Consider the following 22556-nt stretch of genomic DNA (forward strand, 5'->3'; position numbering starts at 1 on the left):
CTTTGAGGTCCATAGGTTTCAGCTCTCTCCAGGGCATGGTCAGATCCTCGCGAAATCGACCCTGCCAGTTAAAAACTGTTACCTATGTGCGTGAACTGATTTGTAACCCATGTGGGTGAGTCATACCGGCAAAGACCTTTTGGTTACTTTTGGGGCGTTTGCCAAAAGTGACCCGCTGTAAGAGCGGAACCGCCAGCCGCCGTTACCGCAGCAACGGATATGTACTCAGTCAACAACATCCTGGCCGGCTGTCAGGCCGCCATCGCGAGCAAGCTCGCTCCCACAATTGGATCGGGTACAACCGCAAGAGATAGGCCGGCTACTAGGCCGCCTTCGCGGGCAAGCCCGCTCCCACAATTGGATCGGGGTACAACCGCAAGAGATAGGCCGGCTACTAGGCCGCCATCGCGAGCAAGCCCGCTCCCACAATTGGATCGGGTACAACCGCAAGAAATAGGCCGGCTACTAGGCCGCCTTCGCGGGCAAGCCTGCTCCCACAATTGGATCGGGGTACAACCGCAAGAGATAGGCCGGCTACTAGGCCGCCTTCGCGAGCAAGCTTTGCTCCCACAATTGGATCGGGTACAACCGCAAGAGATAGGCCGGCTGCTAGGCCGCCTTCGCGGGCAAGCCCGCTCCCACAGGGGATTGGAGGTGTCGCAGATATCACCGGCAACACAAAACAACTGTGGGAGCGAGCTTGCTCGCGATGGCGGCGGGTCAGTCGACATGGATGCCAACTGAACGGACGCTATCGCGAGCAGACTCGCTCCCACAGGTTTTGGCTGCTGACCAAAGATCAGCAGCCCTCACTCAATCAAACATTCGGGCAAGGCACCGGTGCCCAGTCGCCCAGGTCCGGGTTTTTGCACATGCTGTTGACCTGAGTGGTACCGGCACTGGCCACCTGCTTGCTTTCATCCTGCTTGACCTTGGCGGTCTGCAGGGTTTTCTCGGTGGTCACCGCTTCTTTCGGCACGGTCGGCAGGTCTTTCTTCTTCGCCGGCTGCACGTTCTTGTTCTTTTTCTTGTTGGTGGTGGTCTGAGCCACGACCGCCGGGGTATCAGCAGTGGCCACAGTCACCACGTCAGTACGCTGCACACCCACCTGCTGCAGGTCTTTCTCGTAGGCCTGGGTGTAGTTGTTCAGGTCTTCCGAGGCTTTGCCGTTGACCGCGACGATCAGGTCATTCGACTCTTTCAGGCCGGAAACGATTTCCGCCAGGCGCTTGCGGCCTTCGGTGTCGTTGACGGTCTTGGCCTTGCGGTCGGCAACCAGTTTGCTGAACGCGTTCTGGTAGCACTGCTGCGAGGTCTTGGCGTAAGCGGTGCTGCGGTCGATGTCGGAGACGCTTTTGTTGACGTCGGCAGCGTAGGAGGCGATGCGCTGGTTGTCATCGGCGATCTGCTTCTGGCGCTCGGTGTAGTAACCGGCGGCACCACCGGCCAATGCACCGCCCGCGGCACCGATGGCGGCGTTGCGGCCACGGTCTTCCTTGTCGGCGGTCAGGGCGCCCAACAGTGCACCACCGACAGCGCCGACAGCGGCACCGGTGACGACCGACTTGGTCATGTTGCCTTCGGTGGAGCGCAGGTGCTGCACCGGCTCGTAGCAGTTCGGGTAGTACTCGACCTTGGTGCTCGAGGCGACCTTGGAGGTCGGCGACGTGGCGCAGCCGGTCAGTACGGTGCTGAAGCCGACAGCGACCATCAGCAAGTGACGCTTGGAAACCGAAGCAAATGGTTTACGGGAGAAAAGCATAGTTGTGTTCTCGTTTAAGTGTTGACCAGCTCAGCACGGCGCTATCGCCGCCTGAGTCCCTTCCAAGCTCGCTGACAACGAACACTCAAGACCGCTGAGCGTTCGATGCGAGCAATTCCTTCAATATCGCCGCCGGGTCGGCTCGTTTTTGCTGACGATAATCCCCGACATGACGAACGAATAACGTTGCACGCGCCACCAGGCTCTTGCCCAGTACCGGTTTGCGCTCCAATTCTTCCTTGATGCGCTGGAACTGCGCCTGGATCACCGCATCGGTGTAGCGCGTGCCGGTGGCCAGGTTGTCGATGTAGATCGCCACCGCGCCATCCAGTGCGCTGCGGCCGTTGTCGATGGCCGTGGCGAACAGCGTGGCGCTGGCCTCATCCTTGGCATCCAGCGCGGCCTGCCGGCTGTTCTGCAGATTGGTCAGGCGGATGTTGTAGTTGTTGACGGTCTCGGCCACCAGGGCCGACGACTGGATCAGGTTGCCCGCCGCTTCCTCGCGCTGCTGGGCGATGAGCGAGACGTTGCGCTTGAGCTCTTCGTTGACCAGGCCCAGTTCGGCTTGCAGGCGCGGATCGACGCTGGCGGCGATGATGCTGTCCAGGCGTTTGGTCGGGTCGTCGGCGTCATCGATGGCGTCGGTCAGCGACGCGAGCCGCCCTTCTTTCTGCCATTGGGCGAACAATTCCTTGTAGCGCGAACGCGGCGCCGACAACGCCCCGACGGCCACGCGAAAACCGGTGGTTTCGTTGCTTTGCTCGGTGCCGTCGGCGGCGAACAACGGGTATTCGCGGCGCATGCCGGTGAACAGCGTGCCCTCGCCTTCCAGGTAGTTGCCGCCCTTGACCACGAAGCCGCCATAAGCGCCCTGGCGGCGACCGGCGTGCACCAACTGGAAGGATTCCTGGACCATCTCGGCCGCGTTGCCCACCACATCGAACAGGCCGATAGGGTTCGGCAACTTGGTGCCGATGGGCATCAGCCGCGCCGCCTGACCGGTGCCACCGGCGACCTGGTTGAACACCGCCCAATCGGCCAGCGGCCCGTCGCTTTCACTGCCCTCCAGGCGCCGGGGAAACAGGCGCCCTTCCAGGTCCTGGCGGCTCACGGCTTGCCCGCCGCGGGCGGCGAATTCCCATTCGACTTCCGTCGGCAAGCGCACGAAACCCAACCCGCCGTCTTCGGCGGAGGTGCCGCGACCGCTCACCGGCAGCAGGTCCTTGTGGTATTTCATCAGCCAGGCGCTGTACACCGCCGAGAAGCGCTCGGCCTCGAACTTCGACAGTTTCACCTTGGGCAAACGCCCCGCCACCCCTTGGGGCAAATCGGCTTGCAGGGTTTCGCAGGCCGGCGCCGCTTCGCCGCTGGCCAGCGATTGCGCCTGGGCCATGACCTGGGCGTATTGGCGGGCCGTGACCTCGTACTTGCCGATGAAATACAGCATCGGCTTGAGCGGCGTCTTGGCGTCGGTCTTGGGCATCAACGGCGTGATGGTCTTGTTCCAGTCCTTGGGCAAGTCCTTGAGAGTGAACTGGCCGTTGATGAAGTCGCGCCGGTAGCCGGAAATGAACGACTGCTGGTAACCGGCCTCGCCTTCACTGAACGGGTAACCGAGGCTGATCTCGCGATCGTCCAGAGTGCCCTGGGCGAGGATGTAGACGTAGCGGAACACCATCTGGCCTTCGCACGGCAGCGGCAGGCTGACGTCGTCGGGCAACGGCTTGGGGTTGTCCAGTTTGTCCGTGCTTTCATCAGCCCAGACCATGCTGGCCAGGCTCAGCGCCACGGCGGCGCCCAATAACTTATACATCGCGAATTCCTTCACACGCCTGGATGCGCGCCACCCGCCAGCCACCACAAGCCGCCGCGACGGCGCTGACGCCGAGCACGGCCACCAGGGCCAAAGTGTAGTGACGCACCAACAGATGGCTGGCGTATTCGCCGGGCATCTGTGCAAATAAATAATTCAGGCCCGACTGCGCCAGGCCATACAGACCGGCACTCAGCAGGGCCGCGAACGTGGCGCTGTAGAGGGCCTGCAACACCACGAACAGCAACAGCGCCGCGGTGGAAACCCCCAGCAGGCGCAACACCGACAACTCCCGGCGCTTACGCTCGACCGCCGCCAGGGCGCCGGCAAAGATCGCCGCGAACGCACCGGCCAAGGCCAACCCGGCGATGATCCAGAACACGATCGACAGATTGCGGCTCAGCGATTGCACTTGTGCGATGGTCTGGGCCTGGGTCGAGACCAGCAGGTTCTGCCCGGCGAAATACTGACGCAGTGGCTCGACGTCGCCGAGGCTGCGGGCATACAAACGAAACGCCGGGTAGACCCGTTGCCCGGCCACACTCACCGCATCGCCCGGCCAGCCGAACGCGGGCACGGCACGGCCGTCGCGGTAATCCTCGGCGGCCTCCAGCAGGGCCAGCGGTGCAAACAGCCCGTCCCGGGCGAAGGCTTCCAAGGGCAGCACGTGCAGTACCTGAACGCGGGTGCGCTGCGCCTCGCTGCGACCGGCCACCTGCCGGCCGAAACTGGCTTGCACCCAATCGCCAGCCTTGGCGCCGAGCTTTTCAGCGGCGGTCTGGCTGAGCACCACTTGATCCAAGCCTTGAGGCACCGGCAAATGCTCGAACAAGGGATCGTTGGCCGCGGTGGGAATCATCTCGACCGTAACGGCCGAAGCCTCGCTGCTCAGATCCGCCGTGGCGGCGATCTGGCGGGTGCGCGGCAAGGCAAAGGCCACGTCGCCGCGCTGGCTCAACTGCTCGATGAATTCGGCACTGAAGCGACCGCCGCCCAAGGGGATGATTTCCCGGGTAGCCGGGTCGTTCTGCAAGCGCTCGGTCAGGCTGCTGACCAGGCCGAACTTCAGGCCGAACAACACCAGCAGCGGCGCCACCACGGCCACCAGCGCGAGCACCGAGCAGGCCGACAGCCAGGCATCGTTGCGGTAATCCTGCCAGGCCAGGGAAGCCACCAGCGCGCCGCGCATCAGCAAGCCTCCCCGAGGGTGGCGGTGACACCGCCGTCGGCATCGCGACGGCAACTGATGCGTCGCACCTGCAAACCGCTGGCGCGAGCCAACGCCTCGTCGTGGGTGGCGACCACACAGCACACGCCGTGTTCGCGAGCCTGGGCCACCAGCAAGCGCATGACGCGCTCGGCGTTCAGCGGGTCGAGGGCGGCGGTCGGCTCATCGGCCAGCAGCAGGCGCGGCCCATGGGCCAACGCCCGGGCACAGCTGACCCGCTGGCGCTGGCCGACGGATAAGTCCGCCGGTTTCTTGTCCAGTTGATCGGCGATGTCCAACTGCCCAGCCAGGCGCGTCACGCTTGCGTCATCCTTCAAGCCCAGCAATTTGCGCGACAACGCGATGTTGCCGCGCACATCCAGGAAGCCCAACAGGCCGCCAGTTTGCAGAACATAACCCAGGTAACGACTGCGCAGCTCGGCCAAGGCGCCCTGTTGCGACGCACGCCACAATTTGGCGATGTCCAGCGGCGTGTCGGCGGGCGTGAAGTCGAACCGGCCGGCCTGATCCGGTGCCAACACCAGCGCCAGCAGGTCCAGCAACGTACTCTTGCCACAACCGCTGGGGCCGACCACCGCCAGTTGTTCACCGCCGCGCAATTGCAGCCGTGGAATCACCAGGCTGTAGCGCTGGCTGCCGGCGCCCCGGCTTTTGTGCACGGCGTTGAGGGTCAGCATCACGGCAGCGTCGACAACGGAACGCGGTACAAGGCATCACCCGGCTCGGCGTCGCCGAAGCGCACCCAGTTGGCGAGGTCGTTGTGGAAGGTTTCGTAGAGGCGGATTTTCGAATCCAGCTCGTCGATGAAATCTTCCTGCTCGGCCACGCTCAAGGACAGCCACAAGTCCTGGGTCATGTTCAGCGACTTGCTGCGGTACGGCAGCCCTTCCAGGTACTCGCCCAGAATCCCGCCGTCGGCCAGGTTGCCGCCCTTGCGCAGGGCCGACGGGTCGCGGCTCATGTAGGCGCTGGCGCTGGCGATTTCCTGGAAGAAATCCTTGGGCGAGCTCTGGGTCTTGCGGGCCGCGTCGACGATCAGCTTCAGCGACTGCTGCAGGTCGTTGAGTTGCAGCTTGGTCAGCATCACGCAGACCTGGAACGCCGGCAGCGCCGGGTTGGTCAGGTCGCGGTCGGCGGTCCAGGCGCTGACCAGTTGCGGCGCCTGGCTGGCGGATTTGCGCCCCAGGAAATCCATGTGCATCGCGTAGCCGACCGCCGCCGACTTGTCGGCCAGGCTCGGCGCGGCACTGAGCAGCGGCACGCTTTGCGCCTTGTTGCTGCGCACCTGATGCACCAGGTCGGCGAACACCGAACCGATCTCGTCGACCCGCTCGCCGAACTTGCGCACGTCGGCGCCCGGCACCGGAATGTACAGGTCGCCGATCTGCGGGTTGGCGTCGGCGGTCAGGGTGCGGTACTGGCTCTGGGCGCCGGCATGGGTTTTCTTGCCCGCGTCGCTGAGCAGGTGCAAGGCGTAGATCTTGATCTGCTTGCCCAGCGCCGCCTGGCGCACTTCGGCCTCGTTCATTTGCGTGGCGGCAAATGGGTCGTTCTTGCGCAGGGCTCCGGCGTCGGTGACCAACAGGATCAAGCGCCCACCGTAACCGGACCAGTCCATGCCTTCGACGGCTTCCATGACCCCGGCGAACGCATCTTCGTTGAACGAATGGCTCGACACCGTGGACGCCTTGACCTGCCGCGCCAGCTCCATGAAGCGTTGCGGGTCGCGACCTTGCTCGAGGGTGATCAGGGTCTTGGCGACGTATTCCAGGCCCGGGGTTTTCTTGATGCTGCTGCGGAAACCCACCATGCCGAAGCTGACGCTGTCCAACTCGCCGCGCTCGGCGATGCGGGTTTGCAGTTCGTGGACCACGTCGCGCACCTGGTCGATGTAGGGCTGCATCGACACGGTGGTGTCCACCACCAGCACCACGGCGGTGCGGAACGCGTCGGCGTTGGCGGTGGTGATCGGCGTGTTGCCCGCCGCCTTGGGGGTGTTGCCAGGGTCGATGGACGCCACGTTCAGCAACTGCACCGGCTGGCCGTTTTCATCGAGGCTTTCGCGGGAATCGAAGATCGGCAACAGATAGAACTGGCTCTGCGGCACCGCGCTGGCGGCCGGTTCAAGGGCCAGCACTTGCTGGTCGTCCTGCGGGCTCTGCTGGGCCTTGAGCAACACGTTCTTGGCGGCCGAGGGGTTAGCCAGGAGCTTTTCCACTTCGCCAGGCTGACGCAGGAACATCACTGGCGCACGGCCGGAACGTTCGGTGAATTTGAGCACCAGGCTTTGCTTCCAGTCGCTGACCTGGGCGGCGGGCAACCAGCCGTCGCTGCGCCCGTCGGTGGCCGCGCCGACCCGTACCCAGGCGCTGCCATCGAGGTCTTTGCGCTGATACACGTACAGCACCGAAAACGCCGGCAGTGCCTTGCCCGGTGCGGCACCCGGCGCCTCGGCGAGTTTCGCCCCCGGCTTGCTGAGCACACGCTGGAACAGGGTTTTCTTGCCGGCCATCAAGAGCGGACGCTGGCCACCGTCGGCCTCGGTCGCCACGGGGGGCTGGGCCGGCGGGGCGACGGGTGGCTTGACCGCCGGTACGTCCGGGGCCTTCGGCGGCTTCACTTCCGGTGGCTTGACCGAGGTGGTCGTGGCCACCGGCGTCTTCACTTCTTTGCCATCGTCACCGGCCAACCACCAATAACCCGCGCCACCCAACGCCAGCGCCACGGCGACCGCAACGGCAGCCAAGGCGAACACCGGTCCCTTGCGTTGCTCCGACACCGAGGATTGAACCGTCGGTTTTATCGGCGGCGGAACGGGCTTGGACTGCGATTGTGGCTGCGGTGGTGAATAAGCCGGGCCGCTGGGAATGTCGATGGACATGGGCGTCAAACCCGCCAAGTCATCCACCGAAGGCGGCGTGGTCGGCAGTTGCAACGACAACGGCCGGATCAGCGTCGCTTCCGACGATTCCTCAGGCAGGTTATCCAGCGCCCGCAGCAATGCCGCCGCGTCCGGGAAACGCTCCGCCGGGTCCTTCGCCAACAGTTTGCGCAACACGTCCTGATAACGGCCGTGGTGCACCGGCAACTCCGGCAACGGTTCGGTCAGGTGCGCCAAGGCCGTGGACAGTGCGTCGTTGCCGGTATACGGCAGTTTGCCGACAAGGATTTCGTAGAGCACCACGCCCAGGGCGTACAGGTCGGCGCGACCGTCGATGTCTTGCCCACGGGCCTGTTCCGGGCTCATGTAGCTGGGCGTACCGACGGCAAAGCCGGCCTGGGTGAACTGGGTGCGGTCGTCCAGGGACTTGGCGATGCCGAAGTCCGAGAGCACCGCCGTGCCATCGGCGCGGAACAGGATGTTGGCCGGCTTGACGTCGCGGTGGACCAGGCCCAAGCCATGGGCATACCCCAGGGCCGAGGCGATCTGGCGGATGTAGGTCAGGCCCTGCTCCGGCGTCAGGCCCGCGGCGATGCGTTCCTTGAGCGTGCCGTTGGGCAGGTACTCCATCGCCATGTAATACAGCTCACCGACGTTGCCGATGTCATGGATGGTGACGGTGTGCGGGTGCGACAAGCGCGCCAGGGTCTTGCCTTCGCGCAAAAACCGCTCGCAGAACGTCGGGTCGGCGGCCAGGGCTGCCGCCATCACTTTCAACGCTACCTTGCGCTCCAGCGAACGCTGGGTCGCCAGGTACACGCTGGCCATCGCGCCTTCGCCGATCGGCCCTTCGATGTCGTAGCCGGGGATGACAATGTTCAGGGTCAAGCTCATGACGGCACCTTCACGACCACCACGGTGATGTTGTCCGGCGCGCCGCGCATCAGGCCCAGGGACACCAGGCTGCTGGCGATTTCGCCGGGCTCGTCGTGGCTCAGTACTTCGCGGATCTCCTCGTCCTCGACAGTCTTGGTCAGCCCGTCGCTGCACAACAGGTAGCTGTCGCCAGGCACCAGCAGCAATTCGGTCAGCGCCAGGTTCAGTTGCGCCTCGACGCCAATGGCCCGGGTGACGATGTTCGCCCGCGGGTGCACCCGCGCCTCGGCTTCGCTGAGCAGGCCGCTGTCCTGCAGATCCTGGACGTAGCTGTGGTCCCGGGAGATGCCTTCGAGCACGCCGTCGCGCAGGCGATACAGGCGGCTGTCACCGGCCCACAGGCACATGCCCCGCAGGTCACGGACGGCCAGGACCACCACGGTGCTGCCCATCATGGTCACGCCACGGTTGGCGGTTTCTTCCCGCACGGCGGCGTTGACCCGTAGCAGGTCGCTTTGCAGCGCCGCGACGTATTCGTCCAGCGAACGCCCCACGGCGATGCCGCGCAGGCTGTCGACGATCAGGCTGCTGACGTAATCGCCCGCCGCGTGCCCGCCCATGCCGTCGGCCACCACCCAGAGGCCGTTTTCCGGCAGGTCCAGGCAAGCATCTTCGTTGACCTGGCGGACCATCCCGACATGGCTCTTGCTTGCAGACTTGATTGCTTTTCCGGCACTTGGACGCATCTACACAACACCTTCTTGGCCGAGCAAAAATTGCGCAAAATCAGCGGCTGCCGGCAATCCCTGGCAGCGCATCAAACCCGGGGCAATGCGCTCCGATCCCTGGCCCCACCACAGGCTTACGCCTTCGCAGGCCGCCTCGGCCAAGGCGCTCATGCGCCGCTGCGGGTCGGTGGCATCGAAGCGATGCAGGCTGGCGAAACGGCTGCTCGACGTGCGCGGCAGGTACATCGGGCTACCGAGGGTTTCCAGCTGTTCGTTGAACGCCTCGAAACTGGCCTCCACGCTCAACGTGCTCAGCAACAGGTTCTCGACCCGCTCAAACCACTCGTCCGCACCGCCCACCACGGACGCCGGGTCCGCGTCGGGCTCCAGCAGCACCGCGACGGTCAGCGGGAAATAACGGCCGACCCGGTCGATGCTCGGCATCACCACTCCGACGGCGGCGTCCGGGCCACACACCCCCGGCGCGAGCATGAAGCGCCACAGCGGGCTGACCAGATAAGCATCCAGCCAGCGCTCGCCGAGGCTGCTCTGGCTGGCGAGCAGACCCGCCGCCAACCACGAATCCCACGGGCCGATAAACCCCTGGGGCAAGCCACGGTTGACGAAGTCGCCGCGGCAGGCCAACTTTCCGTAGAAGCCCGGCGTACTCATAGCCGCTCCGGCAGGCTGAAGCCGCTGAGCACCCGGCTCTTGAACGGGTTGAAGGCGCTGTTGGCCCGCAACTCGTAAGAGGCGCTGGCACCATCGACCCGCAACCGCAGGTTGAAGCGATCCGGCGAGTTGCCGGCGGTCAGGTCCGATTGTTCCAGCAAGCGGAACCAGGCCCACGGCCCGTCCAGGGTGATGCCGGAACGACCGCTGGACGACGGCGGCATGATGGAAATCCGCACCACGCCGATGCTGCCCGGGTTCGGCCACTGCATGGCGGTCGGGCGGCTCGGGCCGTGGTCATAGCTCAGCTGTTGGCCGTCGAGGTCGAGCAGGAACTGGGTGATGGTCGAGTCCATCGCCACCGGCTTGAGTTCGAAGCGCACCATCGGCTGGGTGCCGCCGGAGCGGAAGAACGCATCGCGGATGGTGGCCGCGCGCTGGAAGGTCTGCAGTACACCGGGGGCGATGCCGAGCTTCTGCGCCGCGCCCGGCTGCCAGCGCCAGGTCGGCGTCGAGGTGTCGACGTAGGGTTGCAGGTACTTGCGGAAGTAGTTGTCCATCACCCCGCCGACGCCGAAGAACTGGCCGAAATCGTCCAGGGTCGCGTCTCGCGCACTGCCCGGCGACATCGGATAGCGCCCGGCCAGGGACTGGCGATAGATGTTCACCACTTCGCTGGTCCAGGCGGCGTTCAGTTGGTTGCGCACCCCGCCCATCATGCTGTTGGTGGTGGAGTTGACCACCGACTTGACCAGGCCCTGCACCAGCGGTGGCTGGCGTTCGGCGTTGAGGCTGACGCGAGTGGCGGCGGCCGTGGCCTGGTTCTTGGCCTCGCCAAGCAAGGCATCGCCGCTGGCCCCGACCATGGCGCTGACCTGCACGTACAGAGCGTTCATGTCGGCCAACAGACCGTCGATGGCCGCCGGCTCGCCTTCGCTTTTGCTGACGATGCTGTTGAGCTCGGCGAAGTGCGCGGTGATCGGGTCATCGCTCGCCGCCGGCGCGTTTGGCGTCGCCTGCTCCTGGCCGAGCAAGCTGCCCAAACGCTCCTTGAGCTTGTCCACGCCGCCTTCCACCGGCGCACCTTGGGCGGCCAGCAGGCGTTCATCCTGTTGCAGGTCGGTTTCCTTCGCCACCGCCACCAGCAGTTTTTTCAGCGGTGAGGTTGGTCCGGAAATCACCCGCAGCACATCGGCGGCCTGGGCCACGCTGGTGATCGGCACGAAGTCGATGTCGGCGAGCAAGGCGTCCCATTGGCGCAGGTAGTCCTGGAAGTACAAGCGACGCACATCGGCAGCCAGGCTGGCGACGTTCTGCTGATCGGCCTGTTCATGGCCCAGCACCCACTGCTCTTCAGCCAGGGTGCCGGTCTGGCTCAGGCTGGTGAGCAAGAAGCCCTGGCGGTAGCCCTTGACGGTGAAGAACCCGCTCAGGGGCTCGCCCAGCGGCTTGCCGCTCTTGCGGCTGAACACCAGCGCCGCGTCACGCCCGGCGGCTTCGTTGATACGAAAGTCCGGGATGCCTTCGGGCAGTTTCTGGCGCTTGATCCGGTCATAGACCCGCTGGGCCACCGGCAATTGCTGCAACTGGCGCCGCAGGTCTTCGACCAGACGCTGGTCCAGGCGCGCGAGGGGCGGACGCCGCTCGAACAACGCCTGCAAATGCGCGGTCAGGGCCTGGCGCTGCTCGGCCGGCAAGTCCCGCGGCAGGCTGCGGTCCCAATCCAGAGCGATCCAGGCCTTGATGAAGTCGGCATCGTAATGCTCGGTGTCGGCGAGCATCAGGTAGGCCTTCAGGCCTTCGTAGAGAAAATCCGAATTGCCGCCGCTGTGCAGTTGCTCTTCGATGCGCGTCAGCAGGCGTGGCGCGAACACCGCGATCAGCAGCTTGCGGTAGACGCTGCCGGACTCGGCTTCGAGCATGTCACCCTGGTACAGGCCCAGGCCTTCGGCCCAGCTCGGGGCGTCGTCGGCCAGGTGTTTCACGGCGTTGAGCAATGGCAACACCGCGAGCACATCCCGTTGCGCCGGGCTGAGGTTCTGTACGGTCTGGCCCAAGGGCGCGACCTTCTGATCGACCTGGGCGATGTAGGCCTGGTTGGCACGGTAGCTGACCCACCACAACGTGCTGACCACCAGCACCAGCACCACGGTGGAGGCCAGTACGCCGCGGGCGATCCACTTGCGTCGACGCTCGACTTTCGGGTCGACGCCCACCAGCCCGCGCTCGGCGAAAGCCACGGCGGTGAAGAGTTTTTCGATGAAGTAGCTGCGCCCGGTGCCGGTCTGGCGCGCCAGGTGTTGGCGGTCCAGGTTCATGCTCTGGGCCATGGAGCCGATCAGGCGGTCGATCGGGCTACCTTCCTGGGTGCCGCTGGTGAAATACACACCGCGCAGCAACACGCGCTCTTCGAAGGCGTTGGGTTTGAACACGCCTTCGAGGAAGCTTTGCAGGCAATCTTTCAGCGCGCCGAACTGCTGCGGGAAGCCGTAGATCAGGTCGCGCCGCGCCGGGTCGCGCTCTTGTTGCAGGCGCTCCACCAGGCGGTCGTTGAGGCGTTGCTCAAGGCCGATGAATTCGCTTTGCAGGTGCGCCAGCGGGCTGTCGTTGCTCTTGCCATCGTCCAGGGCGAAGGTCATGCCCCAGACCTGGGCGCGCTCTTCCTTGCTCAGGGTATCGAAATACTCCATGAACCCGGGCACCAGATCGAGCTTGGTCAGCATCAGGTAGATCGGGAAGCGCACACCCAGCTGGGTGTACAGCTCCTGGATCCGCAAGCGAATCGCCGCAGCATGGGCGGCGCGCTCGGCGTCGCTGCCCAGCAGCAGGTCGGACAGGCTGATGGCGATGAACGCACCGTCAATCGGGCGTCGGGCCCGTTGCTTTTTCAACAGCCCCAGGAAGCCCAGCCAGGCGGCCTTGTCGATGGTCGCGTCGCTGTCCTGGGTGGTGTAGCGGCCAGCGGTGTCGAGCAGGACCGCCTGGTCGGTGAACCACCAATCGCAATTGCGCGTACCGCCGACACCGCGCACGGCACCGGCGCCCAGTTGCGCGGCCAGTGGGAAGTGCAGTCCGGAGTTGACCAGCGCGGTGGTCTTGCCCGAACCCGGCGGGCCGATGATCACGTACCACGGCAGCTCGTAGAGGTTGCGACGCTCGTCCCCGCCCAGCTTGGCTTTCTTGAGCAGGGCCAAGGCTTCGTCCATGCGCTGGCGCAGGGTTTCGAGCTCTTCGGCGGTGGCGATGCTGGTGGGGTCGGGCGGGGTTTGCGCGGCCAGACTGCGCATCACTTCAGCGGCCTGACGGCGCGCCTGGATGATGCGGAACACCCGGTAGGCGATCCACACCGCGAACACCAGGATGATCAAGGCCCAGCGGCGGCCTTCAGGCACCAGCCAATCGAGCAGCGGGCCGACGAACCAGATGATCAGGCTCAGGGCGATCAGCCCCAGCAATGGGATGACCCAGCGGGTCATAAAACTGAAAAACGCCTTCACTCGACCCCCTCCGCCAATACTGTGATTTCAACCCGACGATTGCGCGCACGCCCCTCTGGGGTGGCGTTGGACGCCAACGGCTCGGTGTCGCTGCGGCCTTCGGCGCTGAAGCGCTCGGGCTGGCCGGTCTTGGCCGAAAGAATTTGCAGCACCGATTGGGCCCGCGCTTCGGACAACGCCCAGTTGGACGGGAACCGGAGGGTGGCGATCGGCCGATTGTCGCTGTGGCCGGTGACCAGGACCTGGCCCTTGACCTTGCGCACCGCATCGGCGATGCGCAGCATCAACGGCTGGAAATCGTCCTTGATGCTCGCGCTGCCCGAGGCGAACAGTTCGTCGCCGCGGATGGTCACCACCGAGCGGTCGACCGCGTCTTCCACGGCAATCCGGTTGGCGCGGATTTCATCGGCCAAAAAGCCTGCCAGACGTGGGCGCTCGACCACTTTGGGCTGCACCACGGGGCGGTCGATGGTCTGCACCGGGATTTCGCCCAGGAAGTGAATGTTCTTGAACACCGGCTCGGCATCGGAGGCCAGTTTCATCCGCAGGCCGAACAGCAGCGCCAGCAGCAAGGCCGCGCCGATGGCCACGGCGATCCATGGCGGCATGAATTGCGCCAGTCGGTCACGGGCCACGGTGACACCGCGCCAGTGCGGCGACAGCTCGCGCTCGTAGTCGCCCCGGGCGCTGCGGATTACCGCGCTGGTGCGCTCACGCAACGCTTCCAGTTGGCTGCGACCGTCGTTCATCACCCGGTAGCGCCCCTCGAAACCCAGGCACATGCACAGGTACAACAGCTCCAGCAGATACAGGCGCTCGCGGGGGCTTTGCAGGCAATGCTCCAGCAACTGGAACACCTTCTCGCCGCCCCAGGCTTCGTTGTGCACGGTGATCAACAGGCTTTGCTTGCCCCAGTCACTGGTGCCGCCCCACGGCGTGCTCAACACCGCTTCGTCCAGCGCGGTGCACAAGGCGTAGCGGGCCAGCAACACATCGTTGCGCACCACACCGGCGGCCTCGGCGCGCTCTTCGAACTGGCGCAGGTAGGCCAGCAGTTGCGCGCGCAAACTGGCCGGCGCCGGGTGGGCGATGGTGTTGCGCAGGCGCGTCAGCAGGGCCAACAGCGGGCCGGCGGCGCTTTCCAACGGGTTGAGGCCCTCGGCCTTGCCGGTCAGGACCGGCGCGGCCGGCATCGACAGCGGCGCCGGCTGTGGACGAGCCGGGTCCGGACGGCCAGGGTCCGGGCGGAATGGATCGGCGCCACGGCCACCGGGCGTCGGCATGAATTGGGTACGATCGTCGTTGCTCATCGCGGTTTATCCTCGGATCGCCCAGAAAGCCAGGTTCAGCCCTGGGAACTGGCCGGCGATGTGGAACGCAAAGCCGCCGGAGTTGCTCAACTGCTGCCAGTGGTCGCTGCCCCGGTCGAGTTCGTAGTAGGTGGAGCCGGCGTGGTACGGCAGTTGCCGTGGCGCCACCGGCAACGGCAGCAGGCCGATGCCCGGCAGCTGCAGGTTGACCAGGTCGCGGATGTGCTCCACCGAGCCGACCTTGCTCTGCTGGCCGAAGCGGCTGCGCAGGGTTTCGGCCGGCACATCGGCACGCACCACCAGGATGAAGCTGGCGCTGTCGAGCAGGGTCTTGTCGGCCAGCATCGCCACGTGGATGCCGTAGGCTTTCTCGACAATCGGAATCGGCGTCGCCTTGCTGTCGATCAGCATCGACAGGGCTTCGCGCAGGGCCTGCATCACCGGCGCGTAGCTGAGCGCCAGGTCATCGTGCTGGTACGGCGGGTATTGCTGCGGTCGTCGCCCGGACGCGGTGAACGTGGAGAACTCCCCGGCCAGGCTCACCAGTTCGCTGTAGAAGCGCTCGGGGTGCAGCGGGCTCAACTGGCTCAGGTGCTGGATCAGCGGCTGGGCGCGGTTGACCAGTTGCAGCAGCATGAAGTCGGCAATCTCCGAGGCGCCACCGGCACCGGACGCCACCACCCGCCCGGCCAAGGCTTCGCCGCGTTGATGCAGCAGGCCCAGCAGTTCGCTGCGAAACGCCGCCAGCGGTTTGGAGGCGATGACATCCAGCAGTGGCGGGATGTAGGTGTCGTCGAGCACCAAGGCACGGTCGGCACGTTTTTCCTTGATGCGCACCACACCGATGGCGGCGTAGTCGCCGATGCCATCCTGTTCGGTCAACAACCGCAGGGCCCGGGAGCCAAGGGCCACCGGCGCGCGGTTTTCGAACGGCGCGTTGTCGTCGCGCACTTCGCACACCTGGCTCACATAACGTGCAGCGCCGAGGTCCTCGCCTTCGTCCACGGTGTCACGGGCGCCGGCGCGCTTGAGCGGCAAGGCCAGGTACACCAGGCCATCGCGCAGGTTGTCATCGACGTTCAGCGGCGTCGGCGCCAGGTCATCCTGGGGAATGTTGAAGGGCGTGCCGTCCGGCAACAGGCCCCGCGCCGAGATGATCGCCAGCTTGCCCTGGGCCAGCAGGCCCTGGTCGATCAGCAATTCGGAAAAACCCCAAGCGCCGGCCGACAATGGGCGGCTGCGTGCGTCGATGAGGTTTTCCAGGTAACGGTCATGCTGTTGGAAGTGCTGCGTTCCAATGAACATGCCTTCCGACCAGACCACGCGATTGTTCCAGGACATGGGGGCTCCGATTGCTTATTGGGCAGGGCTGGATGGGGGAACGACGACGGCGCTGCGCACGGCGCGCACATCGAGGCTGATCTGGTATTCGGTGTATTCGCGCGCCGGGACATTCATCACCGTGCGCCACAACGACTGGTCCAGCTCGCGATAGCCCACCAGTATTCCGATATGCCGCGTGGCCGGGTCGAGGTCGCGTTGCAGACTCAGTTGCTGACCGGGCTGGATCAGCACCTCGTCCTGGTCGATCAGGTCGGCGCCCAGCGTGGCCTGGGCTCGTTCGGCCAGGGCGAAATAATCGGAACGGCCAAAGGTCGCGGCATTTTTCAGTTCGAAAATGCGCACCCGGACCGGGGCCGGCTGGCCGGTGGCGCCGGGGTTGAGGCCGGCAATGGCATGAAAATGCAACTCGATGGCGGCGGTGTCGGCCTCAGCTTCTTCGGGCTGGGGGTTGGCCGCATCCTTGGCGCACGCCGTCAGCAGAAGCGCGGTGGCGACTGCGAGTAAAAACCTGGGAATCATCCTGCGTCCTCAATGACGTTTGAGCTATCCGTTCTATTGTTATAGGACAGCGCCGCTCAACGGCGTCGCTGTCGTGTGCTGTGTTCTTCGTAGGCGCGACTGAACTCGCGACCGAACAGGTCCTGGAAATCCTCCTGGGCTTCCCGGGAAATGTTGCTGTAGAGCTCGGTGAATTGCTGCCAGTACTGGGCCTGCCGCGAGCCGCTGAAAATCCCCGAAAGCCCGCCGGGCTTGGCCATGCGTTCCTCCAGTTGCGCCGGCTCGAAGCGCCCCAGCAAATGCTTGATGGCCGCTTCCACACCGGCCATTACCGCCAGTTGGTGGGCCCGCAAGTCATCGAAACTGTCACGCACCGCCGCGTCCGGGGCCATGAACGCCTGGTTGCCGTGGCGCAACAGCAACAGCAAGGCTTCGTCGACATTGGGGGCGAACTTCAGCGGGTTGTTTTCCACCGGCTGGATCATCGTCTGCTGGATGCGGAACTCACCCTTGAGGCTGCTGCGGGCGCGCAAGACATCGATCAGGCCTTCGACCATCAAGCGATAACTGCGCCCGATGCTTTCCATCTGTGCTTCGGCATTGGCCTTGTCCAGGCGCAATTGATCCAGCCCGGCACCGCGCAGGAAGGCTTGCAGCAAGTCGGGTTGGGCGGCCTCGACCGGGGCGGCCGGAGCAACTGGGGCAACTGAGGCGGCCGGAGCAACTGGAGCAACCGGGGCAACTGGAGGGGCAACTGGAGGTGCGACCGGGGTCTCGACGCGGGTCACCGGTGCTTCACGCACGGGTGCCGGCGGCGGTGCACTGATTTCAGCAAAGATGTCGACGAGCGGAGGCTGCGGAACAGGTGTCGCGATCGGCTCAACCACTGGCGGTAGCGGCACCGGCGGCGGGGCCACGGGCAGCGGGGCAACCGCCACCGGTGCAGGCTTGTCGCTGAACGGGTCCCAGTCGTCCGGAATCACCGAGGCAGACGGCGGTACAACCGGCTCGACCACGGGGGGCGGGCTCGGCCGGGCAATTGGCGTCGGCGGGCGGAAATTGTGTTGCTCGGCCGGGACATGGTCAGGCTGGGTGGCCGGCGGGACACTGCTCGGGGCCAAGAAGTCGAACAGGTCCGGCAGGGTGTCCATGGCCGACACGCCCTGGAAATGCGCAGGCGAGGCCACCTGGATCGGCGACGGCACATGCGCCGCGGCGCTCTGCTGCCCCATCAAGGCCTCGAAACTGCTGGGCGATTCGGCGAACGGATTGCTGTCGGTGACCGGCAGGTTGAAATCGACGCGGGCCTGGATTTCATAATCACCAATGCGGATCACTTCGCCGTCTTGCAGGGGCTCGCTGTTGCCCTTGCGCAAGCGAACGCCGGCCTTGACCAATTCCACACCATTGGTGCTGTTATCGGTCAAATAATAACGCCCGTCTTTGTATTGGATAACGCAATGTTTACCGGAAACCAGGCGCTCAGGGTCCGGTAATACCCAGTCATTATCGGAATTACGGCCAATTGCCATCACCCCCTGGTCCATGGACTTTTCAGAACACTGGCCTGGGGTAATTTTGTGATAACTAGTGATAGTCAAACACAGCGGCATCTTGCCTCCTTGCTGAATACTTCGCGCGCGGGCGGGAGTGAGGGTTCAGACCCTGACCACCCGCCGGCAACCTGCCAACAACCGTAAAAACGGCTTTTTGCCAGCATGATCGCTGATCATAACCGGCTTGCGTGACAAAAACCCCACGTCAGTTGCCGCTTCGACCGGCAGGTCGGACAGGCTGTTAAGCGCATCACAACTGTTACATAGGGCATACACAGGCGAAATAGCTTACCTTGACAAGCGATAAGTACTACACCAAAAATGCACAACTTCTTGAATATACATGATGGCACTTTAGGATCATCGCAGATCTAAAGGGCCATTACCGTCAAGGAACATGTGAAGTTTCATCCGAAACTTGCGTGTGAACTGCCCGACTTCTATCAAGCGGGTGATAGGGAGATCGATCCAAGTGGATGTGCCTTTGCTGCTCGCCGCCGTTTCCGCGACTTCTCCGTGCGGTGAAGATCTGGAATATGACGCGGATTTCCTGCGCCTGGAACGCGACTCCCGGGGCCAACCCGAGCGCAGCATGGGCGATTCGATCCTGCCTGCCGAACCCCCTGAATGGCGCAGCATCCAGCAGCAGAGCCTGGACTTGCTGCAGCGCAGCAAAGACCTGCGCATCACCCATTTCCTGATGCAAAGCTCCCTGGCCCTCGAAGGCCTGCCGGGCATGGCCCGTGTGCTGACGCTGATCAGCGAATTGCTCAAGCAATACTGGGCCGAACTGCATCCGCGCCTGGACGCCGATGACGACAACGACCCCACCGTGCGCATCAATGCCCTCGCCGGCCTGACGTCCGATCTCACCATCCGCCTGCTGCGCGAAAGCATCCTGACCCGTTCGCGGACCTTCGGTGCCGTCAGCTTGCGCGCCGCCGCCAACGCCAGTGGCCTGCAAAGTTTCCCGGATGAAAACCTCGGTGCCGAACAGCTCGCCGGGGCCCTGCTCGACAGCGACCCCGAGCAGTTGGAAGTCATCCGCGCCGCCCTGCTCGAAGCCCGCAGCGCCGCCGAAGCCATCGAGCAGCAGGTCAGCGACCAGGTCGGTTCCGCCCAAGGCGTGGACCTCGGCCCGTTGAAGCAACCGTTGAAGATGGCCCTGCAGATTCTCGGCCAGTTCGCCCCGCAGAGTGGCGACGACGCCCAGGCCGATCCCGTCAGCGACAACAGCGCAGCGCCCGCTGAGCATGTAAATGTCACAAGCTCACCGCGTAATACCAATAACAGCACCAACACCGTCAGCGGCGACATCAACAACCGCGACGACGTGCTGCGCAGCCTGGACCGGATTCTCGCGTACTACACCCGTCATGAGCCCTCCAGCCCGCTGCCGGTGCTGTTGAACCGGGCCAAGAATCTGGTGCACGCCGATTTCGCGGCCATTGTGCGCAACCTGATTCCCGACGGCATGAGTCAATTTGAAAACCTGCGCGGCCCAGACAGCGAATAAAAAGCGAGCGGATCACGCAGTCACGTCACCGGCACCCCCGATGACGCCAACACCGTCGCTCAAGCGACCAGGAGCAGCAACGTGGCGAAGCAAAGTTCTCAGAAATTCATCGCGCGCAACCGCGCGCCTCGAGTGCAGATCGAGTACGACGTCGAGCTCTACGGCGCCGAGAAAAAGGTCCAGTTGCCCTTCGTCATGGGCGTCATGGCCGACCTCGCCGGCAAGCCCGCCGAGCCTCTGGCTGCGGTAGCCGACCGCAAGTTCCTCGAGATCGACGTCGATAACTTCGACTCGCGCCTCAAGGCCATGCAGCCGCGCGTGGCGTTCCATGTGCCTAACGAACTGACCGGCGAAGGCAACCTGAGCCTGGACCTGACGTTCGAAAGCATGGACGACTTCAGCCCGGCGGCCGTGGCCCGCAAGGTCGACTCGCTGAACAAGCTGCTCGAAGCGCGCACCCAGTTGGCCAACCTGCTGACCTACATGGACGGCAAGACCGGCGCCGAAGAAATCATCATGAAGGCGATCAAGGACCCAGCGCTGTTGCAGGCCCTGGCGAGCGCGCCGAAGCCAGCACAGGACCAATGATCATGACTGACAATACAGCCCGCGAAGGCGCACAGAACCTCGGCGCGACAGAAGAAACCAGCGAGTTCGCGTCCCTGCTGCTGCAAGAATTCAAACCCAAGACCGAGCGCGCCCGCGAAGCCGTCGAGACCGCCGTGCGGACCCTGGCCGAACAGGCCCTGGCGCAGACCGACCTGGTGTCCAACGACGCCATCAAGTCGATCGAATCGATCATCGCCGCCATCGACGCCAAGCTCACCGCCCAGGTCAACCAGGTCATCCACCACCCCGACTTCCAGCAACTGGAAAGCGCCTGGCGTGGCCTGCACTACCTGGTCAACAACACCGAGACCGATGAGCAGCTCAAGATCCGCGTGCTCAACATCTCCAAGACCGACCTGCACAAGACCCTGAAGAAATTCAAGGGCACCGCGTGGGACCAGAGCCCGCTCTTCAAGAAGATGTACGAAGAAGAATACGGCCAGTTCGGCGGCGAGCCTTACGGCTGCCTGGTGGGCGACTACTACTTCGACCAGTCGCCACCGGATGTCGAGCTGCTGGGCGAGCTGTCGAAAGTCTGCGCGGCCATGCACTCCCCGTTCATCGCCGCGGCATCGCCGACCGTGATGGGCATGGGCTCGTGGCAGGAACTGTCGAACCCGCGCGACCTGACCAAGATCTTCACCACCCCGGAATACGCCGGCTGGCGCTCGCTGCGTGAATCGGAAGACTCGCGCTACATCGGCCTGACCATGCCGCGCTTCCTGGCGCGCCTGCCTTATGGCGCCAAGACCGACCCGGTGGAAGCCTTCGCCTTCGAAGAAAACACCGACGGCGCCGACAGCTCCAAGTACACCTGGGCCAACGCTGCCTACGCGATGGCGGTGAACATCAACCGTTCGTTCAAACACTTCGGCTGGTGCTCGCGCATCCGTGGCGTTGAATCGGGCGGCGAAGTGGAAAACCTGCCAGCCCACACGTTCCCGACCGACGACGGTGGCGTGGACATGAAGTGCCCGACCGAAATCGCCATCTCGGACCGCCGTGAAGCGGAACTGGCGAAGAACGGTTTCATGCCGCTGCTGCACAAGAAAAACACCGACTTCGCCGCGTTCATCGGCGCCCAGTCGTTGCAGAAACCGGCCGAATACGACGACCCGGACGCCACCGCCAACGCCAACCTGGCCGCGCGCCTGCCGTACCTGTTCGCCACCTGCCGTTTCGCCCATTACCTGAAGTGCATCGTGCGCGACAAGATCGGTTCCTTCAAAGAGAAGGACGAGATGCAGCGCTGGTTGCAGGACTGGATCCTCAACTACGTCGACGGTGACCCGGCGCACTCCACCGAGACCACCAAGGCCCAGCATCCACTGGCTGCCGCCGAAGTGATCGTCGAAGAAGTCGAAGGCAACCCGGGGTACTACAACTCCAAGTTCTACCTGCGCCCGCACTACCAGCTCGAAGGGCTGACCGTGTCGCTGCGCCTGGTATCGAAACTGCCGTCGGCCAAGGGCGCGTAAAAACTTATTGAAACGGGTGGCGGTAACCCTGTGGGAGCGAGCTTGCTCGCGATAGCGGTGGATCAGCTTGCATTGATGTCGGACGTGACGCCGCCATCGCGAGCAAGCTCGCTCCCACAGGGGATCTCCAGCAGGCTGGAGATCGTCTTCCACCCCGTTCAGCACCCGTAATTTCGCAAGGTCAGCGTCAACCAAACAATGTGGTTAGAAACCACACAGGGAGAAAACATGGCTGTTGATATTTTCATCAAGATCGGCGACATCAAGGGCGAGTCCATGGACAAGGCCCACAAGGACGAGATCGACGTCCTGAACTGGAGCTGGGGCATGTCCCAGTCCGGCAACATGCACGTAGGCAGCGGCGGCGGTGCCGGCAAGGTCAACGTCCAGGACCTGTCGCTGACCAAGTTCGTCGACAAGGCTTCGCCGAACCTGATGATGCACTGCGCCAGCGGCAAGCACATCGACAAGGTCAAGCTGACCGTGCGCAAGGCCGGCGGTGAAAGCCAGGTCGAGTACATGATCATCAACCTGGAAGAAGTGCTGGTCACTTCCCTGAGCACCGGCGGCTCGGGCGGCGATGATCGCCTGACTGAAAACGTCACCCTGAACTTCGCCAAGGTGCTGGTGGACTACCAGCCACAGAAAGCCGACGGCACCAAGGAAGGCGGTCCGGTCAAGTTCGGCTGGAACATCCGTCAGAACGTCAAGGTGTAATCGAAAATACCCCCGGTGCCACGCGCCGGGGGTGTTTGGTGCTTGCTCGAATCCAATCTTTTCCCTTTCGG

At 64.2% G+C, this 22556-nt stretch carries 16 protein-coding genes; 4 read left to right on the forward strand and 12 right to left on the reverse strand.

The genetic code is table 11. The features are described 5' to 3' along the window. Positions 1-817 precede the first annotated feature (817 nt). The 12 genes from tagQ to tagH all read right to left on the reverse strand — a co-directional run bounded on the left by tagQ (position 818) and on the right by tagH (position 18222). On the reverse strand, positions 818-1762 hold the full coding sequence (gene tagQ, locus IB266_RS15830) for a type VI secretion system-associated lipoprotein TagQ (RefSeq protein WP_192261736.1): 945 nt from the start codon (positions 1760-1762) through the stop codon (positions 818-820). A gap of 85 nt (positions 1763-1847) precedes the next feature. After that, complete coding sequence (locus IB266_RS15835; protein ID WP_060740031.1) at positions 1848-3575, reverse strand: formylglycine-generating enzyme family protein; 1728 nt, start codon at positions 3573-3575, stop codon at positions 1848-1850. Then, the gene (locus IB266_RS15840; RefSeq protein WP_092334073.1) at positions 3568-4764 is read right to left on the reverse strand and encodes an ABC transporter permease; all 1197 of its coding nucleotides are present in this window, start codon (positions 4762-4764) and stop codon (positions 3568-3570) included. Before IB266_RS15840 ends, IB266_RS15835 begins: the two co-directional genes overlap by 8 nt. After that, complete coding sequence (locus IB266_RS15845) at positions 4764-5480, reverse strand: ABC transporter ATP-binding protein (protein WP_192261859.1); 717 nt, start codon at positions 5478-5480, stop codon at positions 4764-4766. Before IB266_RS15845 ends, IB266_RS15840 begins: the two co-directional genes overlap by 1 nt. Continuing rightward, positions 5480-8578 carry a serine/threonine-protein kinase gene (locus IB266_RS15850; protein WP_192261738.1) on the reverse strand — a complete coding sequence of 1033 codons (3099 nt, stop codon included), beginning with the start codon at positions 8576-8578 and terminating at the stop codon, positions 5480-5482. The genes IB266_RS15845 and IB266_RS15850 overlap by 1 nt, the downstream gene beginning before the upstream one ends. Beyond that, complete coding sequence (locus tag IB266_RS15855; RefSeq protein WP_060740027.1) at positions 8575-9306, reverse strand: PP2C family protein-serine/threonine phosphatase; 732 nt, start codon at positions 9304-9306, stop codon at positions 8575-8577. Before IB266_RS15855 ends, IB266_RS15850 begins: the two co-directional genes overlap by 4 nt. Beyond that, a complete protein-coding gene (gene tagF / locus IB266_RS15860) occupies positions 9307-9960 on the reverse strand; it encodes a type VI secretion system-associated protein TagF (protein ID WP_192261739.1) in 654 nt (217 codons plus the stop codon). Beyond that, entirely contained in the window at positions 9957-13457 is a 3501-nt protein-coding gene (gene tssM / locus IB266_RS15865; RefSeq protein ID WP_192261740.1) for a type VI secretion system membrane subunit TssM, read from the reverse strand. The genes tagF and tssM overlap by 4 nt, the downstream gene beginning before the upstream one ends. Beyond that, entirely contained in the window at positions 13454-14767 is a 1314-nt protein-coding gene (locus tag IB266_RS15870) for a DotU family type VI secretion system protein (RefSeq protein WP_060740024.1), read from the reverse strand. Before IB266_RS15870 ends, tssM begins: the two co-directional genes overlap by 4 nt. Before the next feature lie 6 nt (positions 14768-14773). Next, complete coding sequence (tssK, locus tag IB266_RS15875; RefSeq protein WP_072407490.1) at positions 14774-16108, reverse strand: type VI secretion system baseplate subunit TssK; 1335 nt, start codon at positions 16106-16108, stop codon at positions 14774-14776. 15 nt (positions 16109-16123) lie between these two features. Beyond that, positions 16124-16630: a type VI secretion system lipoprotein TssJ gene (gene tssJ, locus IB266_RS15880; RefSeq protein WP_060740022.1), complete on the reverse strand. Its 507-nt coding sequence runs from the start codon at positions 16628-16630 to the stop codon at positions 16124-16126. Between the two features lie 56 nt (positions 16631-16686). Then, entirely contained in the window at positions 16687-18222 is a 1536-nt protein-coding gene (gene tagH / locus IB266_RS15885) for a type VI secretion system-associated FHA domain protein TagH (protein ID WP_192261741.1), read from the reverse strand. Positions 18223-18637: 415 nt separating this feature from the next. Between tagH and tssA the strand changes: the two genes are divergently transcribed. The 4 genes from tssA (at position 18638) to IB266_RS15905 (ending at position 22485) form a co-directional block, all read left to right on the forward strand. Continuing rightward, entirely contained in the window at positions 18638-19681 is a 1044-nt protein-coding gene (gene tssA / locus IB266_RS15890; RefSeq protein ID WP_192261742.1) for a type VI secretion system protein TssA, read from the forward strand. An 81-nt stretch (positions 19682-19762) separates the two neighbouring features. After that, entirely contained in the window at positions 19763-20269 is a 507-nt protein-coding gene (tssB, locus tag IB266_RS15895) for a type VI secretion system contractile sheath small subunit (RefSeq protein ID WP_003206923.1), read from the forward strand. 2 nt (positions 20270-20271) lie between these two features. Continuing rightward, on the forward strand, positions 20272-21768 hold the full coding sequence (gene tssC, locus IB266_RS15900; protein ID WP_060740019.1) for a type VI secretion system contractile sheath large subunit: 1497 nt from the start codon (positions 20272-20274) through the stop codon (positions 21766-21768). 228 nt (positions 21769-21996) lie between these two features. Next, the gene (locus tag IB266_RS15905) at positions 21997-22485 is read left to right on the forward strand and encodes an Hcp family type VI secretion system effector (RefSeq protein WP_025216165.1); all 489 of its coding nucleotides are present in this window, start codon (positions 21997-21999) and stop codon (positions 22483-22485) included. Positions 22486-22556 lie beyond the last annotated feature (71 nt).

Source organism: Pseudomonas sp. Pdm06, assembly GCF_014851795.1.
Taxonomy (GTDB): Bacteria; Pseudomonadota; Gammaproteobacteria; order Pseudomonadales; family Pseudomonadaceae; genus Aquipseudomonas; species Aquipseudomonas fluorescens_AA.

Bases quoted from the DNA above. Each gene is read 5' to 3' on its own strand.
- tagQ (WP_192261736.1), bottom strand. From the start codon at position 1,762: ATGCTTTTCTCCCGTAAACCATTTGCTTCGGTTTCCAAGCGTCACTTG.
- IB266_RS15835 (WP_060740031.1), bottom strand. From the start codon at position 3,575: ATGTATAAGTTATTGGGCGCCGCCGTGGCGCTGAGCCTGGCCAGCATG.
- IB266_RS15840 (WP_092334073.1), bottom strand. From the start codon at position 4,764: ATGCGCGGCGCGCTGGTGGCTTCCCTGGCCTGGCAGGATTACCGCAAC.
- IB266_RS15845 (WP_192261859.1), bottom strand. From the start codon at position 5,480: ATGCTGACCCTCAACGCCGTGCACAAAAGCCGGGGCGCCGGCAGCCAG.
- IB266_RS15850 (WP_192261738.1), bottom strand. From the start codon at position 8,578: ATGAGCTTGACCCTGAACATTGTCATCCCCGGCTACGACATCGAAGGG.
- IB266_RS15855 (WP_060740027.1), bottom strand. From the start codon at position 9,306: ATGCGTCCAAGTGCCGGAAAAGCAATCAAGTCTGCAAGCAAGAGCCAT.
- tagF (WP_192261739.1), bottom strand. From the start codon at position 9,960: ATGAGTACGCCGGGCTTCTACGGAAAGTTGGCCTGCCGCGGCGACTTC.
- IB266_RS15870 (WP_060740024.1), bottom strand. From the start codon at position 14,767: ATGAGCAACGACGATCGTACCCAATTCATGCCGACGCCCGGTGGCCGT.
- tssK (WP_072407490.1), bottom strand. From the start codon at position 16,108: ATGTCCTGGAACAATCGCGTGGTCTGGTCGGAAGGCATGTTCATTGGA.
- tssJ (WP_060740022.1), bottom strand. From the start codon at position 16,630: ATGATTCCCAGGTTTTTACTCGCAGTCGCCACCGCGCTTCTGCTGACG.
- tagH (WP_192261741.1), bottom strand. From the start codon at position 18,222: ATGCCGCTGTGTTTGACTATCACTAGTTATCACAAAATTACCCCAGGC.
- tssC (WP_060740019.1), top strand. From the start codon at position 20,272: ATGACTGACAATACAGCCCGCGAAGGCGCACAGAACCTCGGCGCGACA.
- IB266_RS15905 (WP_025216165.1), top strand. From the start codon at position 21,997: ATGGCTGTTGATATTTTCATCAAGATCGGCGACATCAAGGGCGAGTCC.